This window comes from Kitasatospora sp. cg17-2, from assembly GCF_054031055.1.
Genome location: NZ_CM132923.1, coordinates 5,002,747 through 5,022,783, shown reverse-complemented (window position 1 = coordinate 5,022,783; position 20,037 = coordinate 5,002,747). Strand labels below are relative to the sequence as shown.

16 protein-coding genes and 1 tRNA gene are annotated in these 20,037 nt (G+C 74.7%); 10 read left to right on the top strand and 7 right to left on the bottom strand.

The features are described from left to right. Positions 1–124: 124 nt before the first annotated feature. From ACW14Y_RS21265 to ACW14Y_RS21255, 3 genes are read right to left on the bottom strand one after another with little or no spacing between them, the layout of a single operon-like run. Entirely contained in the window at positions 125–1,813 is a 1,689-nt protein-coding gene (locus tag ACW14Y_RS21265) for a PP2C family protein-serine/threonine phosphatase (protein ID WP_456982945.1), read from the bottom strand. A gap of 53 nt (positions 1,814–1,866) precedes the next feature. Next, complete coding sequence (locus tag ACW14Y_RS21260; RefSeq protein ID WP_266270599.1) at positions 1,867–2,403, bottom strand: FHA domain-containing protein FhaB/FipA; 537 nt, start codon at positions 2,401–2,403, stop codon at positions 1,867–1,869. A 13-nt stretch (positions 2,404–2,416) separates the two neighbouring features. Next, positions 2,417–3,292: an FhaA domain-containing protein gene (locus ACW14Y_RS21255; protein WP_266270597.1), complete on the bottom strand. Its 876-nt coding sequence runs from the start codon at positions 3,290–3,292 to the stop codon at positions 2,417–2,419. Positions 3,293–3,709: 417 nt separating this feature from the next. Here ACW14Y_RS21255 and ACW14Y_RS21250 point away from each other — a divergent pair. Then, a tRNA-Leu gene (locus ACW14Y_RS21250) sits at positions 3,710–3,793 on the top strand. Positions 3,794–3,901: 108 nt separating this feature from the next. On the opposite strand, the gene ACW14Y_RS21245 is transcribed toward ACW14Y_RS21250, so the two are convergent. Further along, on the bottom strand, positions 3,902–5,041 hold the full coding sequence (locus ACW14Y_RS21245; RefSeq protein ID WP_327073762.1) for a sensor histidine kinase: 1,140 nt from the start codon (positions 5,039–5,041) through the stop codon (positions 3,902–3,904). Next, positions 5,038–5,688 (bottom strand): response regulator, encoded by a 651-nt coding sequence (locus ACW14Y_RS21240; RefSeq protein WP_266271776.1) that lies wholly within the window; start codon positions 5,686–5,688, stop codon positions 5,038–5,040. The genes ACW14Y_RS21245 and ACW14Y_RS21240 overlap by 4 nt, the downstream gene beginning before the upstream one ends. A gap of 355 nt (positions 5,689–6,043) precedes the next feature. On the opposite strand from ACW14Y_RS21240, the gene ACW14Y_RS21235 reads away from it, so the two are divergent. Further along, positions 6,044–7,813 (top strand): phosphatidylglycerol lysyltransferase domain-containing protein, encoded by a 1,770-nt coding sequence (locus ACW14Y_RS21235; protein WP_380392953.1) that lies wholly within the window; start codon positions 6,044–6,046, stop codon positions 7,811–7,813. Between the two features lie 218 nt (positions 7,814–8,031). Next, the gene (locus tag ACW14Y_RS21230) at positions 8,032–8,799 is read left to right on the top strand and encodes a hypothetical protein (RefSeq protein ID WP_360016839.1); all 768 of its coding nucleotides are present in this window, start codon (positions 8,032–8,034) and stop codon (positions 8,797–8,799) included. 111 nt (positions 8,800–8,910) lie between these two features. Here ACW14Y_RS21230 and ACW14Y_RS21225 read toward each other — a convergent pair whose 3' ends face one another. Then, the gene (locus tag ACW14Y_RS21225; protein WP_456982941.1) at positions 8,911–11,712 is read right to left on the bottom strand and encodes a SpoIIE family protein phosphatase; all 2,802 of its coding nucleotides are present in this window, start codon (positions 11,710–11,712) and stop codon (positions 8,911–8,913) included. Between the two features lie 266 nt (positions 11,713–11,978). On the opposite strand from ACW14Y_RS21225, the gene ACW14Y_RS21220 reads away from it, so the two are divergent. From ACW14Y_RS21220 to ACW14Y_RS21200, 5 genes are all read left to right on the top strand, one after another. Next, on the top strand, positions 11,979–13,139 hold the full coding sequence (locus tag ACW14Y_RS21220; protein ID WP_380310702.1) for a rhodanese-like domain-containing protein: 1,161 nt from the start codon (positions 11,979–11,981) through the stop codon (positions 13,137–13,139). A 35-nt stretch (positions 13,140–13,174) separates the two neighbouring features. Further along, positions 13,175–13,474 (top strand): hypothetical protein, encoded by a 300-nt coding sequence (locus tag ACW14Y_RS21215; RefSeq protein WP_380310700.1) that lies wholly within the window; start codon positions 13,175–13,177, stop codon positions 13,472–13,474. Positions 13,475–13,568: 94 nt separating this feature from the next. Further along, positions 13,569–14,228 carry a DUF5819 family protein gene (locus ACW14Y_RS21210; protein ID WP_380437742.1) on the top strand — a complete coding sequence of 220 codons (660 nt, stop codon included), beginning with the start codon at positions 13,569–13,571 and terminating at the stop codon, positions 14,226–14,228. Then, complete coding sequence (locus tag ACW14Y_RS21205; RefSeq protein ID WP_456982938.1) at positions 14,225–15,580, top strand: HTTM domain-containing protein; 1,356 nt, start codon at positions 14,225–14,227, stop codon at positions 15,578–15,580. Before ACW14Y_RS21210 ends, ACW14Y_RS21205 begins: the two co-directional genes overlap by 4 nt. 5 nt (positions 15,581–15,585) lie before the next feature. After that, the gene (locus ACW14Y_RS21200) at positions 15,586–17,733 is read left to right on the top strand and encodes an FUSC family protein (RefSeq protein ID WP_380390404.1); all 2,148 of its coding nucleotides are present in this window, start codon (positions 15,586–15,588) and stop codon (positions 17,731–17,733) included. A gap of 79 nt (positions 17,734–17,812) precedes the next feature. Here the strand turns inward: ACW14Y_RS21200 and ACW14Y_RS21195 are convergent, their stop codons facing one another. Next, on the bottom strand, positions 17,813–18,469 hold the full coding sequence (locus ACW14Y_RS21195) for a hypothetical protein (protein WP_456982936.1): 657 nt from the start codon (positions 18,467–18,469) through the stop codon (positions 17,813–17,815). A 103-nt stretch (positions 18,470–18,572) separates the two neighbouring features. Between ACW14Y_RS21195 and ACW14Y_RS21190 the strand changes: the two genes are divergently transcribed. After that, complete coding sequence (locus tag ACW14Y_RS21190) at positions 18,573–19,223, top strand: TetR/AcrR family transcriptional regulator (RefSeq protein ID WP_380310690.1); 651 nt, start codon at positions 18,573–18,575, stop codon at positions 19,221–19,223. Continuing rightward, positions 19,220–19,984, top strand: coding sequence for a TrmH family RNA methyltransferase (locus ACW14Y_RS21185; RefSeq protein WP_380310688.1), 765 nt, complete (start codon positions 19,220–19,222; stop codon positions 19,982–19,984). Before ACW14Y_RS21190 ends, ACW14Y_RS21185 begins: the two co-directional genes overlap by 4 nt. Positions 19,985–20,037 lie beyond the last annotated feature (53 nt).

Sequence of the window (20,037 nt, the reverse complement as noted above, 5' to 3'; positions counted from 1 at the left end):
CCCGCCTCGCTCCGCTCGGCCGGGGCATCCGCCCACACGCGCTTCTCGATGGCTCTGTCGCTTCGCTCGCTCAGGTGCCGGCCGCCCTCGGACGACCGGCCGGGCCTATGTCGGGTCGCGTCCGTCACGGCTTCGGGCAGGAGTCGGCGCGCTGCCGCTCCTCGTCGCTCAGGCCGGGCAGGTCGCTCTGCGGGGCCGCCGGCGCCGCGGCACCCTGGCTGGGTACGACGGGGGCCGGGGCGGTGGTGCTCGGCGTGCTCGGACTCGGGGTGGTCGTGGTGGGGACGCCGGCCGCCGGGGCGCGTCCGCTCCCGGACGGGCTGGGCGCGGTGGTCGCCGCCAGGAACCCGGCGTGCGTGGCCACGGTCCCGGCGGCGGCCTGCTGGGTCGGCTGACCGGTCGCCGGGGTGCCGCCCGGGGTGGACAGGCTGCCGGCGGTGGCCCGGACGTCGGAGACCCGGCGGCAGAACGCCGCCTGCTCGCCCAGCTTCTTCACCTTGTCGTCGGCGTCGCCGAGGCTGCTCGCCGAGATGGTGTTGGTGACATGGGTGCGCTGGTCCTGCGGCAGGAACTTGAGTTCGATGTCCTTGTACGGGGTGTGCACCGAGGACAGGCTCAGTCCGGCCAGGCTCTGGTTCACGCCTTGGAAGACCGCGACGTGGTCGCCCTCGGCGCCGACGTAGTACTGGCTCTGGGTCCACTGGTAGCCGAAGAAGCCGCCCGCGCCCAGCAGGCCCACGGTGACCAGGCCGACCAGCGAGAACGCCAGCGCCCGGTTCTTGCGCCGGGGCCGCCGGGGCGCGTCGTCGTCGTAGTCCTCGGTCCCGTGGACCGAGGACTCGGCGGAGCCGCCCTCCGGGTAGCCGCCCTCGTAGCCGCCGGCCGGGCCGAACCCGGCGTCGGGGTGCCCGGCGCCGTAGCCCTCGGCGGGGCCGAATGCGCCCTGCGGGCCGCGGCCGAGACCGGCGGCGCGGCCGGCCGGGGTGTCGCGGATCGACTGGTCCGCGGCGGCCGAGGACGGCGGGGTCTCGGCGACCGCGCCGACCACCACCGGCACGTCGTTGAACCGGCCGCTCAGGGTGTCCGTGGCGCCGACGTCGAGGACGTCCGCGACGATGCAGGTGATGTTGTCCGGGCCGCCGCCGCGCAGCGCGAGCTGGATCAGCTCCTGCACGGTCTGCTCGGGCGAGTAGTAGCTGCCCAGGGTGTCCTGGAGGGTCTGGTGGCTGACCGGGCCGGAGAGGCCGTCGGAGCAGATCAGATAGCGGTCGCCGGCCCGCACCTCGCGGATCGAGAGGTCCGGTTCGACCTGGCCCCGGCCGTCGAGCGCGCGCATCAGCAGCGAGCGCTGCGGGTGGGTCTCGGCCTCCTCCGGAGTGATCCGGCCCTCGTCGACCAGCCGCTGCACCCAGGTGTGGTCCTGGGTGATCTGCACCAGCGAGCCGTCCCGCAGCAGGTAGGCGCGGGAGTCCCCGACGTGGACCAGGCCCATCCGCTGACCGGTCCACAGCATCGCGGTGAGGGTGCAGCCCATGCCCTCGAGCTGAGGGTCCTCGTCGACCATCTGCCGGAGCCGGTCGTTGGCGCCCTGGACCGCGTCGCCGAGGAGGGTCAGCAGGTCGGCGCCCGGCACGTCCTCGTCCAGGCGGACGATCGAGCCGAGCACCTCGGAGGAAGCGACCTCACCGGCCGCCGCCCCGCCCATGCCGTCGGCCACGGCCAGCAGCCGCGGGCCGGCGTAGCCGGAGTCCTCGTTCCCCTCTCGGATCAGTCCCTTGTGGGAGCCGGCGGCGAAGCGCAGCACCAGGGTCATGCGACCTGTGCCCCCCTCTGGGTCATGGACGGGATGCTGTCCCTCATGCGCTACTACTTCCGCAGTTCGATGACGGTCCTGCCGATACGGATCGGCATGCCCGGCTGGAGCGGGGTCGGCGCGGTCAGGCGCTGACGGTCCAGATAGGTGCCGTTGGTGGAGCCTAGATCCTCCACCGTCCACTGCCCAGTCTGGTCGGGATAGATCCTGGCATGCCGGGAGGACGCGTAGTCGTCGTCCAGCACGATGGTGGAGTCGTGCGCCCGGCCCAGCGTGATGGTCTGGCCCTGCAGCGCGACGGTGGTCCCGGCCAGGGAGCCCTGGACCACGACCAGCTGGGTCGGGGCGCCGCGACGGCGCCCGCCGCCCTGGGTCGGCGGACCGCCGGCCGGGGGCTGGCCCTGCGGGGCCCGCCCGGCCGCACCGGCCGCGGTCGCCGCCGCGGCGGCACCGCCGCCCCGGCGGGAGGACCTGGGGTTCACCCTGGTCCCGAAGAGGTCGCTGCGGATCACCTGGACCGCGACGATCACGAACAGCCACAGCACGGCCAGGAAGCCCAGCCGCATGACCGTGAGGGTCAGTTCTGACATAACCGCGCCCGCTCTACCCTTCGACCTGTCGGTAGACGATGGTGGTGGAGCCCACGACGATTCGAGAGCCGTCGCGGAGCGTAGCGCGCTGGGTGTGCTGCCCGTCCACCACGATGCCGTTCGTCGACCCCAGGTCCAGCACCATCGAGGGGGTGCCGGGGCGGATCTCGGCGTGCTTCCGGGACACTCCGGGGTCGTCGATGCGGACGTCCGCCTCGGTGGAACGGCCGAGCACGCAGGCGTTCCCGGAGATCTGGTGGCGGGCGCCGTTCACCTCGATCCAGCGCCGCGTCGAGGTGCCGTGGCCGGCGCCCGGGAAGGGGCGCACATTGCCGCCGGCCGGGGCGGCCGGCGCGGTCTGCGCGGGCGGGGTCGCGGGGGGCGCGGCCGGGGGCGGCGGGGGCGCGGCGTACTGGGCGCCGCCCTGCTGCCACGGCGCTCCGGGGGCCGGAGCGGCCGGCGGGCGGCCGTAGCCGGGCTGGGTCGGCTGCGCGGGGGCCTGCTGCTGCGGCTCCTCCGCGGCGAGCGTGCGGCTGCGCACCCGGTACAGCCCGGTGTCGAGGTCGTCGGCCTTCTCCAGGTTCACCTGGAGCGGGCCCATGAAGGTGTAGCGCTGGGCCTCGGCGTACTCGCGGACCATGCCGGCGAGCTCGTTGCCCAGCTGCCCGGAGTAGGGGCTCAGCCGCTCGTGGTCGTGCGGGCTGAGTTCGACGATGAAGTCGTTGGGCACGACGGTCCGCTCGCGGTTCCAGATGCTCGCGTTGTTGTCGCACTCGCGCTGCAGCGCTCCGGCGATCTCCACGGGCTGGACCTCGGACTTGAACACCTTGGCGAAGGTGCCGTTGACGAGACCCTCAAGTCGCTGCTCGAACTTCTTCAGCACTCCCATGGGGCACCCCCTTCCAGGGTTCGTTCGCCTGCCTGCCGACCGGTTTCCGGGGGGATCCGGTCGCGCCTACTTGCGGTACTTCCGTACTGATCGTATCCACGCCGGGGCCATCCGTACGGTTCCCGGACCACGTGGTGCCCGGGGGTGGGCTCGGACACACAGGGTGACGCATGCGGGCGGCAGCATGCCAGGGGTACCCGTCCGGCGGGCCCGCCATCCCTCGCTCGCCTGTTCGCCGGGCATCCGTTCGGATGCGCTCCGCCTCCCCCGGAACGGATTCGGAGGTGACCCGCAGGTCGTGCTACTGTTTTGCATGTCGGAAGGGGCGCCCAACGGGTGGCCCGATCGAAGAAACGCGAAGGCCACATGGTACCGAGCGGATCGGCTGATCGACCGGCAAGCGGTGAAAACACCCATGCGCGGGTGGCGGAATAGGCAGACGCGCTGGATTCAGGTTCCAGTGCCCGAAAGGGCGTGGGGGTTCAACTCCCCCCTCGCGCACAGCGAAGCCCCGCAGATCTTCGGATCTGCGGGGCTTTTTTGTTCCCCGGCGCCGCCACCGGACACGCACGGGCACCGGGACGCGCACGGGCGGCGGGCGGGCCGGTCTCAGGAGGACGGTGCCGGGAGGTCGGCGCGGACCTCGAAGCCGCCGTCCGCGGTCGGGCCGGCGTCGAGCGAGCCGCCGAGCAGCTGGGCGCGTTCGCGCAGGCCGACCAGGCCGTGACCGCCGCCGGGCAGGATCCGGTCGGGGCGGACCGGCGGGGCGTCGTTGCGCACCTCGACCCGCAGCCGTCGGCCCCGGGCCCGGATCCGGACGTGCACCGCGGCCTGCGGCGCGTACTTGGTGATGTTGGTGAGCGCCTCCTGGACGGTGCGGTAGGCGGCCCGCTCGACCGCCTCCGGCCAGGGACGGTCGCCCGGCGCGAGCTCGGTGTCGGCGGCCAGTCCGCTCTCCTCGATCAGCCGGGGCAGGTCGGCCAGCCTGGGCTGCGGGGTCAGCGGGGCGCCGGTCCTCGGGCCGCCGGCCCGCAGCACGCCGACCATCTGCCGCAGCTCCTCCAGGGTGCGCACGGACAGTTCGCGGATGGTCGACGCGGCACCCGCGGCCGCCGGGTCGGCGGTGGACACCTGGAGCGCGCCCGCCTGGATGCTGATCAGACTGACCTGGTGCGAGACCACGTCGTGCATCTCCCGGGCGAGCCGGCCGCGCTCCTCGGCGAGCACCCGGTCGGCCAGCAGCCGGCTCTCCCGGGCCTGGCCCCGGGTGAGCTCGTCCAGCCGGGCCGCCAGCTCGCGCCTGGTCCGGGACAGCAGACCGGTGGCGGCCGGGCCCGCCGCGAGCATCACGGACTGGATGACGTACAGCGCGGTGTCCCGGGTCGGCTCGAAGGACTGCTCGGAGAGCGGCCAGTGGAAGAACTCCACCAGCGCGAAGAGCGAGGCGCAGGGGATCACCACCCGGGAGTGGGGGCGTTCGGCCGCGACCGTGTAGACGGCGGTGATCGGCGCGAGCCAGATGTCGTCGAGGTAGCTGCCGGGCATCGTCAGCAGCAGCACGGTGACCGGGAAGCGGCGCCGCCACAGCAGCGCCACGGCGGCCAGGACCGACAGCAGGGTCTGCCAGAGCGGGGCGCCGCGGGCCACCAGGGCGGCGTCCATCAGGGAGTAGACGGCGGGCAGCAGGATCATCAGCCAGGGCGCCGTGAACCCGGCCGGAAGACGTCGTGCGGGAGAGGGGTCGCTCATGCCCCGTCGCTCGGCTTCGGCCGTACCAGCCCGGCCCGGTGGGCGACGACGGCCGCCTGGACCCGGTTGGCGGCGCCGAGCTTGCCGAGGATCGCGCTGATGTGGTCCTTCACCGTGCCGGTGCCGAGGAACAGCCGGTCGGCGATCTCGGCGTTGGACAGGCCCTCGCCCAGCAGCGCGAGCACGTCCAGCTCCCGGCCGGTCAGGGTGCGGGCCAGGGTGGCGGCCTCGGCGTCCGGGCCGCCGCCGTCCACGTAGCCGCCGATCACGGTGCGGGTCACGGTCGGGGAGAGGATGTTGCCGCCGGCCGCGAGCACCCGGACGGCGTGCACCAGCTGGTCCGGGGCGGTGTCCTTGAGGAGGAAGCCGGAGGCGCCGGCCCGCAGCGCGGTGCCGATGTGCTCCTCGGTGTCGAAGGTGGTCAGCATCGCCACGGCCGGCGGATCGGGCAGGGTCCGCAGCCGGCGCAGCACCGAGATGCCGTCCAGGTCGGGCATCCGGATGTCGAGCAGCACCACGTGCGGACGCAGCCGCCGGACGTACTCCTCGGTCTGCGCGCCCGAGCAGTCGCCGACCACCTCCAGGTCGGGGGCGGAGCCGACGATGAGGCCCAGCCCGGACCGGACCAGGATCTCGTCGTCCACGATCAGCACGCGGGTGGTGGTGATGGGTCTCTCCTCGGTTCGGCGGACGGCTCGGGCCGGTCCGCATGACTGGAATCGAGAGTAGGGCCTGACCGGCGGCTTCGCCGGGCCCGGCCTCCCGGGCAACCCCCGCCGAACGGCGGGGGTGTGAATCCGCTGCCTGGTTCACGCGATTCTCACCGATGGTGGGGAACCATGGGAATCGGCTGCCGTTCGGTCGGTCCGCGGCCGGGGTGGGTGGCCGGCCGGGTCGCGTGCGGATGCGGCCCACCATCTGATCGTTTGGAATTGAGCTGTGTCGTCCACTGTGAAGCCGGAGCCGTCCACCTCCCCCACCGGATCCGGGTCCGGTGCCCTCATGGCGCGCTGGCGCCCGCGGGCCGCGACGGCGACCGTCTGGTACCTGCGGCTGATCGCCCTGCTGAACCTCGTCACGGTGCTCCTGGCCCCGTTCCGGGACCAGGTCGAGACGCACAACGAGGGCGAGTACTTCACCCCCTACCTGATGACCGCCGGACTGAGCAGCGCGGTGCTCTCGGTCTTCCTGGCGATCGCGATGCGGCGCCGCAAGCGGGCCGCCTGGATCTTCAACACCGCGCTGGCCGGTCTGTTCGCGGTGCTCTACCTGCTCGCCATGACGCTGCCCGACGGGGGCTTCACCAAGCACCCGCTGAACTACGTCTCCACCGTGTTGACCTGCGGATTCGTCCTGGCACTGCTGGTCGGGCGGAAGGAGTTCACCTCCAAGGGCGACAGCTCCAACCCGAAGACCGCCGCCGCCACCTTCGTGGCCGGCCTGGGCTTCGGCGGGGTGGTCGGCGCGGCCCTGGTCGCCCTGACCAACAACCTGCACGGCGCGGCCGACTTCTGGGACATGTTCCGCTACTCGGTCGGCCGGATGATCACCATCACCCCCTCCGAGCACCTGCGCTCCGTCATCGACGCGCCGACCTGGGTGAACGCGGTCATCAACGCCATGGGCGCGGTGCTCTTCCTGCTCGTCCTGTACGTGGCCTTCCGCAGCCCGCGGAACACCGAGCTGCTCACCGCGGAGGACGAGGAGCGGATCCGGGGACTGCTGGACAAGCAGGGCGGGCGGGACTCGCTGGGCTACTTCGCGCTGCGCCGGGACAAGGCGGTGATGTTCTCGCCGAGCGGCAAGGCGGCGGTGACCTACCGGGTGGTCGGCGGCGTCTCGCTGGCCTCCGGCGACCCGATCGGTGACCCCGAGGCCTGGCCCGGCGCGATCGACGCCTGGCTGACCGAGGCCCGCGAGCACGCCTGGGCGCCGGCCGTGATGGGCGCCTCCGAGGAGGCCGGGGTGATCTACGCCCGGCACGGGCTGGACGCGCTGGAGCTGGGTGACGAGGCGATCGTCGAACTCGACGAGTTCTCGCTGGACGGCCGGGCGATGCGGGTGGTGCGCCAGGCGTACAACCGGGTCAAGCGGGCCGGCTACACGGTGCGGATCCGCCGGCACGAGGAGATCCCCGAGGCCGAGATGGCCGAGCTGGTGGCCAAGGCCGACCAGTGGCGCGACGGCGCGACCGAGCGGGGCTTCTCGATGGCGCTGGGCCGGCTCGGCGACCCGGGCGACGGGCGCTGCGTGATGCTGGAGTGCCACGACGGCGAGGGTGAGCTGAAGGCCCTGCTCAGCTTCGTGCCGTGGGGTGCGGACGGGCTCTCGCTGGACCTCATGCGCCGGGCCAGGGACACCGAGAACGGCCTGATGGAGTTCATGGTGATCGAACTCCTGCAGCGCGCCGGCGAGGTCGGCCTGGCCAGGGTCTCGCTGAACTTCGCCATGTTCCGTTCCGTTTTCGAACGGGGCTCGAAGCTCGGGGCGGGACCGGTGCTGCGGCTCTGGCGCTCCGTTCTCGGCTTCTTCTCGCGCTGGTGGCAGATCGAATCGCTCTACCGGGCCAACGCCAAGTACCGGCCGATCTGGGAGCCGCGTTATCTGCTGTTCGAGAAGAGCAGCGAGATTCCGCGGATCGGCATCGCCAGCGCCCGGGCCGAGGGCTTCATCACCGCACCGAGCCTGCCCGCGCTGTTCCGTCGCCGGCACCAGGGACCGTCCGGCACGGAGCCCCGGGTGCCGGTGGCGGCACAGGACGGGCAGGGGTAGCCCTCCGCCGGGGGGCGGAGGGGGCCGGGCAGCCGTCCGGGGGGATCTCATGGATGTTTCTCCCCCTTGAGGATGACTGGGATCCGCACAATTGCCGATGTGGATTCGTTAACCGGCTTCTAATGTGGAGGTAGTCGAGAAGGCGCTTGCGCCAACGGGGATTCGGAGAACCGGTTGTGATGCGGAGGACCCACGCGGGGGGCGTGCGAAAGGGGCCGGTGGCTATTGCCAAAGAGGCCGCTGTCGCCGAGTGGGGAGCGCTGTTCGGGACGGTCCGGGAGCAGGTCGCGCGGAAGAAGTTCGCGGCCGTTCCACTGGCCACCGCGGCGACCTGCCTGATCCTGCTGTTCAGCATCGTCCAGCACCTCCCGGGTGGCGCGCAGTTCGTCACCCGGATCGGCGTGGTCAAGGCGGCGCTGCCGCTGGACGTCTCGCTGCTGCGCACGCCGCTGTCGCTGTACGTGCCGGCCCTGGACCTGCCGGTGTGGGGGGCGCTGGCGCAGGTCTTCGTGGTCTTCGGCATCGCGGAGATCGTGCTCGGCCGGCGGCTGACCCTGGTGGTCGCCTACACCTGCACCCTCGCCGGGACGCTGTTCGCCCGGGTCGGGGTGGCGATCGGCCCGGACCACCTCTTCGGGTTCCCGAAGTGGGTCGCGCACGTGCGGGACACCGGGCCCTCGGCCGCGGTGGTGGCGCTGGCGATCTGCGTCGCGTTCCGCTGCCGGGCCTGGTTCACGGCCGGGCTGGTCGTGGCGACGATGGTCGGCGAGGCGATCGTGCTGCCGAACCTGGCCGGGATGGAGCACGTGGTCGCGGTGATAGCGGCGCTGCTGATCGCGGTCTCGGTGGAGGTGTTCGGGGACTTCTGGCCCCGGGTGCTGGCCGGGGTCGGCGCGGCGGACGTGGTGGCGACGGCCACCGCCTCACTGGAGGCGGCGGCCGCGGACGTTCGCCGCCGCACCCCGGCCGGCGCGGCCGTGCCGTAGCGGGGCCGAGCAGTACGTACGACGAGCGCGAGGAGCCCGCGGACCGGACGGTCCGCGGGCTCCTGTCGTTCACGGCTCCGTGGTTCTTCGCCGCGCGCGGCGCCCGGGCGCTCAGAGCGGCAGTTCGAACCAGACGACCTTGCCGACCGCCTTGCGGGCGGTGCCCCAGCGTTCGGCGAGCTTGGTGACCAGGGTGAGGCCCCGGCCGGTCTCGCCGAGCTGTTCGGCGGGCTCCAGCGACGGCAGGTTGTGGTTGTCGTCGCTGACCTCGACCAGCAGTTTGTCGACCCGGATCAGCTGGAGCTGGACCCGGTCCCGGGCCACCCGGACGGCGTTCGTGACCAGCTCGCTGACCAGCAGCACGACGGTGTCGCCGATCGACTCCAGGTGCCAGGCGGCCAGCTGCTCGCGGACCAGGGCGCGGGCCCGGCCGACCTCGCGCTGGTCGACGGTGAGGTCCCAGGTGGCGACCTCGCTCGGCGCGACCCCGTCGAAGCGGGCCACCAGCAGCGCGACGTCGTCCTTGCGGTCGTCGGAGTGCAGCCGGTCGAGGACCACGTCGCAGGCCTCCTCCGGGCTCTGCCGGGGGTCGATCAGATTGCCGCAGAGCGCGGCCAGCCCCGCCCCTATGTCGCCGCCCCGGACCTCGACCAGGCCGTCGGTGCAGAGCACCAGCATCGAGCCGTCCGTGACCTCGATGGTCTTGGCGACGAACGGCACCCCGCCGACGCCGATCGGGGCGCCGGCCGGGATCTCCAGCAGCTCCCCGGTGCCGTCCGGGTGGACCAGGACCGGTGGCACATGGCCGGCGCTGGCCAGCTCGCAGGTCCGGTTGATCGGGTCGTAGACCGCGTACAGGCAGGTGGCGAGATGGTCGTCGCCGAGCTTGTGGGCCAGGTTGTCGAGATGGCGCAGCAACTGGCCGGGCGGCAGGTCGAGTGCGGCCAGGGTCTGCATCGCGGTGCGGAAGCGGCCCATCGCCGCGGCCGAGTGGAGGCCGTGGCCCATGACGTCGCCGACCACCAGCGCGACCCGGCTGCCGGGCAGCTGGATCGCGTCGAACCAGTCGCCGCCGACCTCGGCCCGGGAGTCGCCGGGCAGGTAGCGGTGGGCGATCTGGACGCCGGGGATCTGCGGCGGGCGGGTCGGGATCATCGAGCGCTGGAGGGTGGTGGCGACCCGGGACTCGGCCCGGTGCAGCCGGGCGTTGTCGAGCGACAGCGCGGCCCTGGCGGCCAGCTCCTTGAGGGTGGCGGCGTCGCCCTCGTCGAACGGGTCCCGGTCGGGGAGCCGGAGCAGTTTGAGGATGCCGAGCACGGTGCCGCGGGCGGACAGCGGCACCACCAGCATCGAGCGGCCGGAGACCACCGGGACGAGCTCGGGGCCGCCGAGCGCGGCGGCGTAGTCGACGGCGACGTCCCGGGTGACCACCGGGACCAGGACCGGCTGGTTCAGCTGGAGGGCCATGCCGGGCGGGGTGCGGCGGGGCATGGCGACCAGCGAGCCCTCGGCCAGCACGTGGTCCCACTGGCCGGCGGACTCGTTGCGGGCCAGGGCGACCCGGCGGAGCATCGTGTCGTCGTCGGGGCGGGCCGCGGGCAGCTCGGAGTCGGAGATCAGGCCGTCCACGAGGTCGACGCAGGCGAAGTCGGCGACCCGGGGGACGAGCACCCGGCACAGCTCGTGGGCGGTGAAGCCGAGGTCGAGGGTGGTGCCGACCTTGCCGCCGACCTCGTTGAGCAGGGCCAGCTGCTCGCCGGCGTGGCCGTTGGTCAGGAACGGGCCGAACCGGCCGGTCGACGCTCCGGGCGGGGCCGCGGCGGCGGGTCCGGGGAGGGTGATCGGTGCGGCGGGTGCGGTCGGCGCCGTCGGTGCGGCCGGGTCGTCCGCGTGGAGCCGGTGCCCGTTGGCGGACGGTCCGACGGTGGTCTGCTCGATGGTGGTGCCTCCTCTCGGCGGGGCCGGGACGCCGCCGGTCGTGAGCTCGCCCCCGGGGCGGTCGGAGCGGGCGGCCCGGTCCGCGGCGGCGGGGGCGGCCGCGGCCTCGCGCTGGGCGGGCAGCGGAGCGGCGGCCGGCGGGACGGCGGCGGGACGGCGTCCGGGCGCGGACTGCTCGGGCGGGGCCGGCGGGCCGAGCCGGGCGGTGCGCTGCTGCGCGGTCGGGTAGCGGCGGCCGATCCCGGCCGCCGCGTGGGCGGTGCCGGCCGCCGGGTCGGCCGGGTGCAGCGGCAGCACGGTGCTCGGATCCAGCCGCAGGGCCGGCAGTCCGCCCCGGGCGAGCGCGGCCAGCAGCGGCCCGCGGCGCTCGGCGGTACCGGGCAGTACGGCGGCGAGCGTTCCGGGCACCGGCCGGCCGGCGGCGCCCAGCGCGGCGGACAGCCGGTGGAAGCCGCCCAGGGCGCCCGCGGCGGCGGCGAACGGCAGCAGCCGCTCGCCGAGCGCCAGCCGGGGGCCGGCGGTGCGCAGCGGGCGGGCGTCGGCGGCCAGGGCCAGCAGCCGGCCGGCCGGGCCGTCCAGCGGGTAGGCCCACCAGAGCACGTCCCGCAGGTGCTCCTCGCGGTCGACCACGGGCAGCTGCCCCGCCCAGGCGGCGCCGTCCGAGGTCAGCTCGGCGAGCGTGGTGAAGGTGTCGCGGCGGCGGCCGGTGGTGCCCGGCCCGGCCTGGCCCGGCACGCTGCGCGGCTCGGCGGCGGGCAGCAGTCCGGCGGCCGGCCGGTCGTGGACGGCCTCGGCGCGGTGTCCGAACAGCTCCTCGGCGGCCCGGCTCCACTGGGCGATCCGCCCCTCGCGGTCGACCAGCACGACGGCGAGTCTGACCAGGGCGACCACCCCCGACGGCTGGTCGCCCGGTGCGGTGCCGGGCTCCGGAGCGGTGCCCGTCGGACGCGGTGTGGAGTTTGGGTCGTCCACCATGGATTCGGTCTGCTCCCGCCTGGCCGCCACGCCTGGAGACGGCCGGTTCTCCGGAGGAAGGCATGCTGTGCGGATACCAGCGAAGCACGGACCGGCCGGGACTCGATAGCGAAACGGGGAGATTCCTCGGTATCAGTTGCGTGTCACGGGCCGTGCGCCCCTCCGCACTCCCCGTCCGGCCCGCAGGCCGGGCCCGGTACGGGCGGTAGGGTCGCAGCACGGGCCCGGCCGGCCCCGCACCGGACCGCAGGAGACGGAGGCCAGAGGTGACCGCGCAGATCCCCGTCCGCTGGACGGATCCGCAGCAGGGGGAGCTGGAGGAGCGGGTCGAGGCCGCCGAACTCGCCTGGCTGACGATGGACGTCGACGTGCGGACGCTGCGCGTCGAGATCGACAACTTCGCGCTGATCCACCACCAGCTGCTCGGCCCGCTCTACGCGCGGCTGGACGAGCTGGACGCGCTGCTGGCCGAGGCCGTGGCCGCCCGCACCGGGCTGCCGGAGGACCTCCGGCGGGCCCACGAGGCCCGGCAGCGGGTCGACGACATGCCGGACCTGGACGCGCTGTTCGACAGCGTCCAGGCGCAGGAGGACGCCCCGCCGCCGCCCGCGCCGGTCCGGGTGCGCCCCGGCCGGGACGCCCAGCGGATCTACCGCGAGCTGGTCCGCCGGGCCCACCCCGACCTGTCCACCGACCCGGCCGAGCAGGAGCGCCGCGCGGCGTTCCTGGCCCGGGTCAACGAGGCCTACGCGTACGGCGACACCGGCGCCCTGGAGGCGCTGTCCGCCGAGTGGTCCACCGCGCCCGAGGCCGCGCCCGCGGCCGACTCCCCCGACCGGCTCGGCTGGCTGCGCCGTCGGCTGGAGTGGCTGACCGGGCGGATCGGCGAGCTGGCCGCCGAGCAGGTCCGGCTGGAGCGCAGCGCGATGGGCGAGCTGCTGGCGCTGGCGCCGCAGGACCCGGACGGACTGCTGGCCGAGCTGGCCGAGCAGCTGCTGGCCCGGGCCGCCGCGCAGCAGGCCGAGCTGGAAGGGCTGCTCGGCGGCCGTCCGGTGGGGGAGAATGACGGCGCCGATCCCGAAGCCCAGGAGAACCAGACGATGTTCGCGCAGATCCCCACCATCGACGCCGCCGCCGTGCCCGCCGACGCCGCCCTGCTGGACGTCCGGGAGCAGGACGAATGGGACGCCGGACACGTGGCGGGCGCGCTGCACATCCCGATCGGCGAGGTCGTCGCCCGGCTCGGCGAGCTGCCGGACGAGAAGCTGTACGTGCTCTGCCGGGTCGGCGGGCGCTCCGCGCAGGTCGTCCAGTACCTGGTCCAGAACGGCCGGGAGGCGGTCAACGTGGACGGCGGCATGTACGCCTGGGACGGCGCCGGCCGCCCGATGGTGAGCAGCGGCGGGCAGGACGCCTTCGTCCTGTAGGGCGTTTCCCGGGGGAACGAACGACGGGGGGAACCATGAGCGGGGAGAACGGGGCGGGTCCGGCCGGGGCCGAGGAGGTGCCGGCCGAGGTCGCCGCGGCGCTCGCGGCACTGCGGCGCTCGGTGCTGCTGGTGTCGGGGTCGGCGCTGGTGGTCGAGGTGGTCGGACAGCTGCTGCTGGCGGCCGGCCACTCGGTGGCGGCCATCGCGGCCGCCGCGGTCGGCGGGCTGCTGCTGCTGATCGCCGTGCCGCTGCTGCGCCGGCGGCGGCGGGCGCTGCTCGCGGTGCAGGAGGCGGCGTCGGAGCCGGGGCAGGTGCCGGAGCGGACCGGCTGAGGCCGGGGGGATCCGCCCGCCCCGGGGAGTAGGGCAGGATGGGCGCGCGACCGGGCCGGCGCGGTGCCGGCCCCACCCGTCCCCGGGGGAGTTCATGGCCGAGAGTACGGACCCGCCGCCCGTCCGCCGGCCCTGGTCGACGCCCGCGCGGGTCGTCCTGGGCGTGGCGGGAGCCCTGCTGACCGGCACCACCGGGCTCTTCCTCGCCGCGGTCTTCCTGCACGTGGCGCCCGCCAATTCGCTGTCCCGGGAGTACCGGGAGCAGGTGGACGGCCTGATCTATCCGGAGTTCGAGCAGAACTGGAAGCTGTTCGCGCCCAACCCGTTGCAGCAGAACATCGCCGTGGACGCCCGGGTGCGCACCGAGTCGCCGGACGGGGAGGCCCGGATCCACGAGTGGGTCGGACTGACCGCGCGGGACATCGCCGCGATCCGGGGCAATCCGGCGCCCAGCCACGCGGACCAGAACCTGCTGCGGCGCGCTTGGGACTTCTACGACGGCTCGCACAGCGCCCAGGACGAGTCGACGACCAATCCGCGCGGCGCGCTCGCCGAGGAGTACCTGAAGCGGATCGCGGTGCAGCGGATCGGCCCGAGCGTGGACGGGCGGCCGGTGGTGGCGGTCGAGCTGCGGGTGACCAGTACGACGGTCGCGCCGCCGGAGTGGAGCGAGGAGGCGGCGCCCGCCGCGCCGAAGGTGCGGGAGCTGCCCTGGTGGCCGGTGAAGGCCGGGGACCTGCGGGGGCTGCGGTGAGCGCGGCGGTGCCCGGCGGGTCGGGCGAGGTGACGGACGCGGCCGAGGTGACGGTCGTGACCGAGGTCGTCGAGGCGGTCGTCGCGACGGATACGTCCGGGGAGAAGGCCGGGGACGCGGCCGGGGCGGCGTTGGCGGCGTCGGCGGCGGCCGTGGTGGCCGGGATCCCCCGGCAGCCCGGTCCGGAGGCGCCCGGCGCGCCCGCCGGTGCCCGTCGGCCCGGACCGGCCGGCCTCGCCGGGCGGGCGCTCGCGGTGTTCACCGGGCGGGTCCTCGGGCGGTACCAGGCGGCGACGGTGCGGATCGGCTTCGGGCTGGTCTGGCTGGCGTACCTGCTGCGGGAGTGGCCCAACCGGCGGCTGCTGTACGGCGACACCTCGCCCTGGTCGACCGAGCTCGCCCAGCGGCTGCTGGCCGACAACGGGGCGCTGACCGTGCTGCCCTGGTTCGGCGGGCGGCTCTGGTTCGAACTGGTCTACCACCTGGCGGTGCTGGCCGCGCTGGCCGTCCTGCTCGGCTGGCGGACCAGGGCGAGCACGGTGCTGTTCCTGGTCACCGTGCTGTCGCTGCAGAACCGCAACGTCTTCCTCGGCGACGGCGGCGACAACATCGTCCACCTGATGGCGATCTACCTGGTCTTCACCCGGTGCGCCGAGGTGTGGTCGCTGGACGCCCGCCGGGGGGAGCACGGGCGGAGCGGGGTGCCGCTGTGGACGCTGCTCGGGGCGCTGCTGCTGGTCTGTCAGCTGGGCGGCTTCGCCGGGACGAGCCTGGACTGGACGAGCCCGGCGTTCCCGTACGTCGGCTGGGCGCCGCTGTTCTGGGCGCTGTGGGCGGTGGCCGGGCTGTGGTGGCTCGTCGAGCGGCTGGCCCCGGAGGGCGAGACCCGGGCGGTACTGGACGCGCTGGCGACCATGGTGCACAACTGCGCGATGCTGGTGATCGCCGTCGAGGTGGTGCTGATCTACGCCACCGCCGGCTGGTACAAGGTGCAGGGCTCGCGCTGGCAGGACGGCACCGCGCTCTACTACCCGCTGCACCTGGACTACTTCACGCCCTGGCCGGGACTGTCCGGGCTGGTCGGCGGGGCGCTGCTGCCGGTGTTCCTGATCTCCTACGGGACGGTGCTGCTCCAGGTCGGCTTCCCGTTCACGCTGGTCGACCGGAGGGTCAAGAACGCGCTGCTGGTGGTGATGATGGCCGAGCACGTCGGGATCGCCGTCCTGCTCGGGCTGCCGGTGTTCTCGCTGGCGATGATCGCGGCGGACGCGGTCTTCCTGCCGACGGCGGCGCTGTGCTGGGTCGGGGCGCGGGTCGCTCGGATCCGGCTGCGGAGGGCGCCACTAAGCTGACCGTTATGTCCTGGTTCGCCGCACTTCGAGACACCGCGCGGACCGGACTGACCGTCGACCGGGCGCTCACCGATCCCAAACGGGCCGTGCGCGGGGCGGTCGCCGTCGCCCTGGTGCTCTTCCCGACCCTGGCCATCGGCGGCGCCCGGCTCGCCACCTCCGCCGCGATGGGCGCCTTCATCGCCGGCACCGCGACCTTCCAGCGCAGCTTCCGGCCCCGCGCCACCCTCGCCGTCGCCGCCGGGACCGGACTCGGCATCAGCACCTTCCTCGGCTACCTGGCGGTCGGGATCCCCGGGGCCTTCCCGGTCCTGCTCGCCGTCTGGGCCTTCGGCGCCGGACTCACCTGGGCGATCGGCCCGACCGCCGGGATCGTCGCCGCCAACACCCTCTCGGTGATGCTGATCGTCGTCCAGCTGCCCGTCAGCCCGCTCACCGCGCTCGGCCACGGACTGGTCTGCGCGCTCGGCGGCGCCGTCCAGGCCCTGGTCATCACCGTCTGGCCGATCGGCAGCTGGACCGCCCAGCGCGAGGCGCTCGCCGACACCTACGCCGAACTCGCCGACTACGCCCGGCGGCTGCGCCAGGACCCGACCGCCCACATCGACCCGGCCCCGTTCATGACGGCCCGGCACGCCGCCGCGCTCACCCCCTGGCAGGACCGCAACCGCCCGCCCGAGCTGCGCGGCCTTCGCGGCCTCGCCGAACGGATCAGGCCCACCCTGGCGGCCATCGCCGACCCCAAGGTCGGCGCCCCCGAGGAGGGCCCCGAACGCGACCGGGCCCGGGAGGTCCTGGCGGCCGCCGCCGAGGCGATGGACGCCCTGGCCCGGGCGATCCGCACCGGCGACCCGCTCCGGCTGCCCTCCTCCGCCCCCGCCCTCACCCTGGTCGCCCGGACCGAGGGCCCGGAGCTGCGCGGCGCCGCCCGCCGGGCCGCCCGCCGGCTGGCCGGACTGCTCCGCGGCGCCGCCGACGCGCTCGACCGGGGCTCCGAGGACACCATCGACACCCCCGACGTCCAGCCCGGCGGGACGCTGCGCAAGCCGCCGCTGATCCGGATGCTGCCGACGGCGCTGCGCGCGGTGCGGCGGCAGTTCCGGCCGCACTCGGCGGTCTTCCAGCACGCCGTCCGGCTGGCCGGAGTGGTCACCGCCGCCTATCTGCTGGCCCGGCTGGTCGGCTTCGAGCACGGCTACTGGGCGCCGATGACCGCCGCGATGGTGATGCGCCCGGACTTCGCGCAGACCTACAGCCGCGGCGTCGCCCGGCTGGCCGGTACCTCGGTCGGGGTGGCGGTCTCCACCCTGGTGGTGCAGCTGGCGCAGCCCGGTGAGTGGGTGCTGGCGGCACTCGCGGTGCTCTCGATCGGCGGCGCCTATCTGGCCTTCCGCACCGGCTACGCCGTGGTCACCGCCTGCATCTCCTCCTACGCCGTCTTCCTGCTCGGGCTCCAGGAGGGGAACCCGCTGGTCACCGCCGTCGAACGGGTCGGCCTCACCCTGCTCGGCGGCTCGCTGGCCCTGCTCGTCTACGCGCTCTTCCCCACCTGGCAGACCGCCAGGCTCGGCGAGCGGCTGGCCGAGTGGCTGGCCGCCGCCGGGCGGTACACGGCCGAGGTGATCGCCGTCTACGAGCGGCCGGCCGCCCCGCGCGGGCGGGAGGTGCGGGGGGCGCTGCTGGACTCCCGGGAGGCGCGCTCGGAACTGCTGCAGGCGATGCAGCGGGCCGACGCCGAACCCGGCCGGCACGCCTCCGGTCTGCCCGGGGTCAGCCGTCGCCAGCTCGACCGGGCCCGGGCGGCGGTCGGCCACCTGGGGCGGGTCGCCGTCCTGCTGGAGGCCCACCTGCCCGGGCCCGACGCCGAGCCGGTGCCGGGGGCGGCCGAGTTCGCCGAGGAGCTGCGGCTGGCCACCGCGGTGGCGGCGGGCGCGCTGCTGACCGGGCGGCCGGTGGAGTTCGGCGCCGTCCGGGAGGCCCAGGAGCAGCTGGAACGACGGCTGGCCGACGCGCCGCCCGGGGTGCAGCGGGACGTGGTGCGGGCCGGGACCAGGCTGCTGCTGCAGGCGTTGAAGGACCTGGAGCGGGCGCTGCGGGGCGGCGGCACGGCGGCCTCCGCCGGGCGGCGCGAGCCGGAGCCGACGGGGCGGTAGGCCGTTTCCTCCGGCCCGTGCCGGGCGGCGGTCGGTCCGCCGTGCCGGGCGGCGGTCGGTCCGCTGTGCCGCGCCGTCGTCAGGCGGCTGCCGCTGCCGCCTCCAGCCAGTTGGCGAACTCGCAGGTGAAGTGCCACTGATGACCGGTCGACAGCTCGGCCGGGGTCGCGGCCGGGAACTCGACGGTGAGCCGGATCCGCAGCCCCCGGGGGGAGTCGGCGAACTCGTGCATCACCCGCAGCACCTCGGAACCGTCCGCCAGGTGGCCCGTGCCGCCGATCCGGACCGGGTACTCCGGCGTCGCCGGGGTGGGGTGGAAGCGGAGGTGGAAGCGGAGCGGCCCGGCGCCGACCGTCTCGATGATCTCGACCGTCCCGCCGGTGGAGTCGGCCAGGTAGTGCTCGGGGTTGGCGGCCAGCAGGGCGGCCCGGTCGCCGTCGTGCAGCCGGCCCTGCCACCAGGCGAGGAAGGTCCCGGCGTCGAGGCCGGTGGCGGTCAGCTCGGTGACGGCCGCGCGCCACCGGCCGCCGGAGGCGTCCAGCCAGCCGGCCATCGCGGCGTCGGCCGCGGCGGTGTCGGGGGCCAGCAGGTCGCGGACGCGGTCGTCGCCGAGGCGCTGCTTGAGCAGTCGCAGGGCGGCCCGGGAGCGGTCCAGCTCCCAGGCGAGGACGGCCGCGCGGTCGTGCCCGGTGCCGTCGATGTCGGTGTGGACGGTCGGCGGTGAGGTGGTGGTCATGGCGTCGCTCCTCGGATCGGGTGCCCCGCTAAACGGAGAGAATTTCTCCGTCTTGCTGGACGGTAGCATAGGAGGAGAAAATTCCTCCGGTTAAGGGCTGGCGATGAGAGCGGACGCGGAACGCAGTCGACGCAGGATCCTGGACGCCGCCTGCGAGGTCTTCCTGGAACGCGGCCCCGACGCCCCGCTCGACGCCGTGGTCCGCCGGGCCGGCGTCGGCCCCGGCACCCTCTACCGGCGCTTCCCCGACCGCGAGGCGCTGGTCCGGGCCCTCGTCACCGACCTGCTCACCCGGCTCGCCGAAGCCGCCGTCCGCGCCCGGGAGGACGAACCGGACCCGTACCGCGCACTGCGCCGCTTCGTGCACGCCGCCGCCGATCTGCGGATGGGCGCGGCGATCGTCGTGCTCCTGGAACGGCTGGTCGTCGACGAGGAACTCGCCGCCGCCCGGTCCGCCGCCGTCGAAGCCGTCGGGGAACTGCTGCGAGCCGCCCAGGACACCGGCCGGCTGCGCACCGACGTCGGCATGGGCGACCTCGTGCTGCTCTGCGTCCGGGTCTCCCGCCCGCTCCCGGGCGGGCTGGCCGCACTCGACGCCGACGGCACGCTCGTCCACCGGCACCTCGACCTCGCCCTCGCCGGACTGCGGCCCGGAGCGTCCGAGGAGCAGAGCGGCGAACCGCTCACCTTCGACCAGGTGATCGCCGCCGCCGGACGGCCGGGCGAGCCCGTGGTGGCAGAGTGGGCCGGATGAACGAGGAACTGCTGCGCGCCTGGCGGACCGGCGCCGAGGAGCCCGGCGCGGTCCTGCTGGACGGCTTCCACCCGCTGAAGCACGCGCTGCGCTTCGGCGGCGCCGTCCGGCAGGTGCTGACCGCCGACCGGTCCGCGCTGCTGGCACTGGCCGCCGAACTGGCCCCGGACGTCGCCCCGGCCCTGGACGCGCTGGCCGTCGAACTCCCGGAGGCCGCGCTGCGCACGCTCGCACCCCGGTTGAGCCCGACCGGGGTGGTCGCCCTGGCCGTGCGCCCCACCGCCGAGGCCAACCGCGCCGCGCTGGCCGTCCGGCCCCGGCCGGCGCCCGTCGTCCTGCTGGAGAACCCGCGCAACCTCGGCAATGTGGGCGCCGTGATCCGGCTGGCGGCCGGCTTCGGCGCGGCCGGCGTGGTCACCACCGGCGAACTGGATCCCTGGCACCCCGCCGTGCTCCGCGGCAGCGCGGGCCTGCACTTCGCCACCGCCGTCGAACGGCTGACCCTGCCGGAGCTGCCGGCCGGTCCGCTCCACGTCCTGGACCCGGAGGGCACCGACATCCGGGAGACGGCCTTCCCGGACGACGCGGTGCTCGCCTTCGGCACCGAGCGGCACGGCGTCTCGGCGGAGCTGCGGGCGCGGGCCGACCGGCTGGTCGCGGTGCCGATGCGGCCCGGGGTCTCCAGCTTCAACCTGGCGACCAGCGTGGCGATGGGGCTGTTCCACTGGATGTCGGGGCGCCCGCCGGGCGGGGCGGGCTGACCCGGGCGACGGATGGGCGGGCCTGGCCGAGGGTGCGGCCGGGCGGGTCGGGA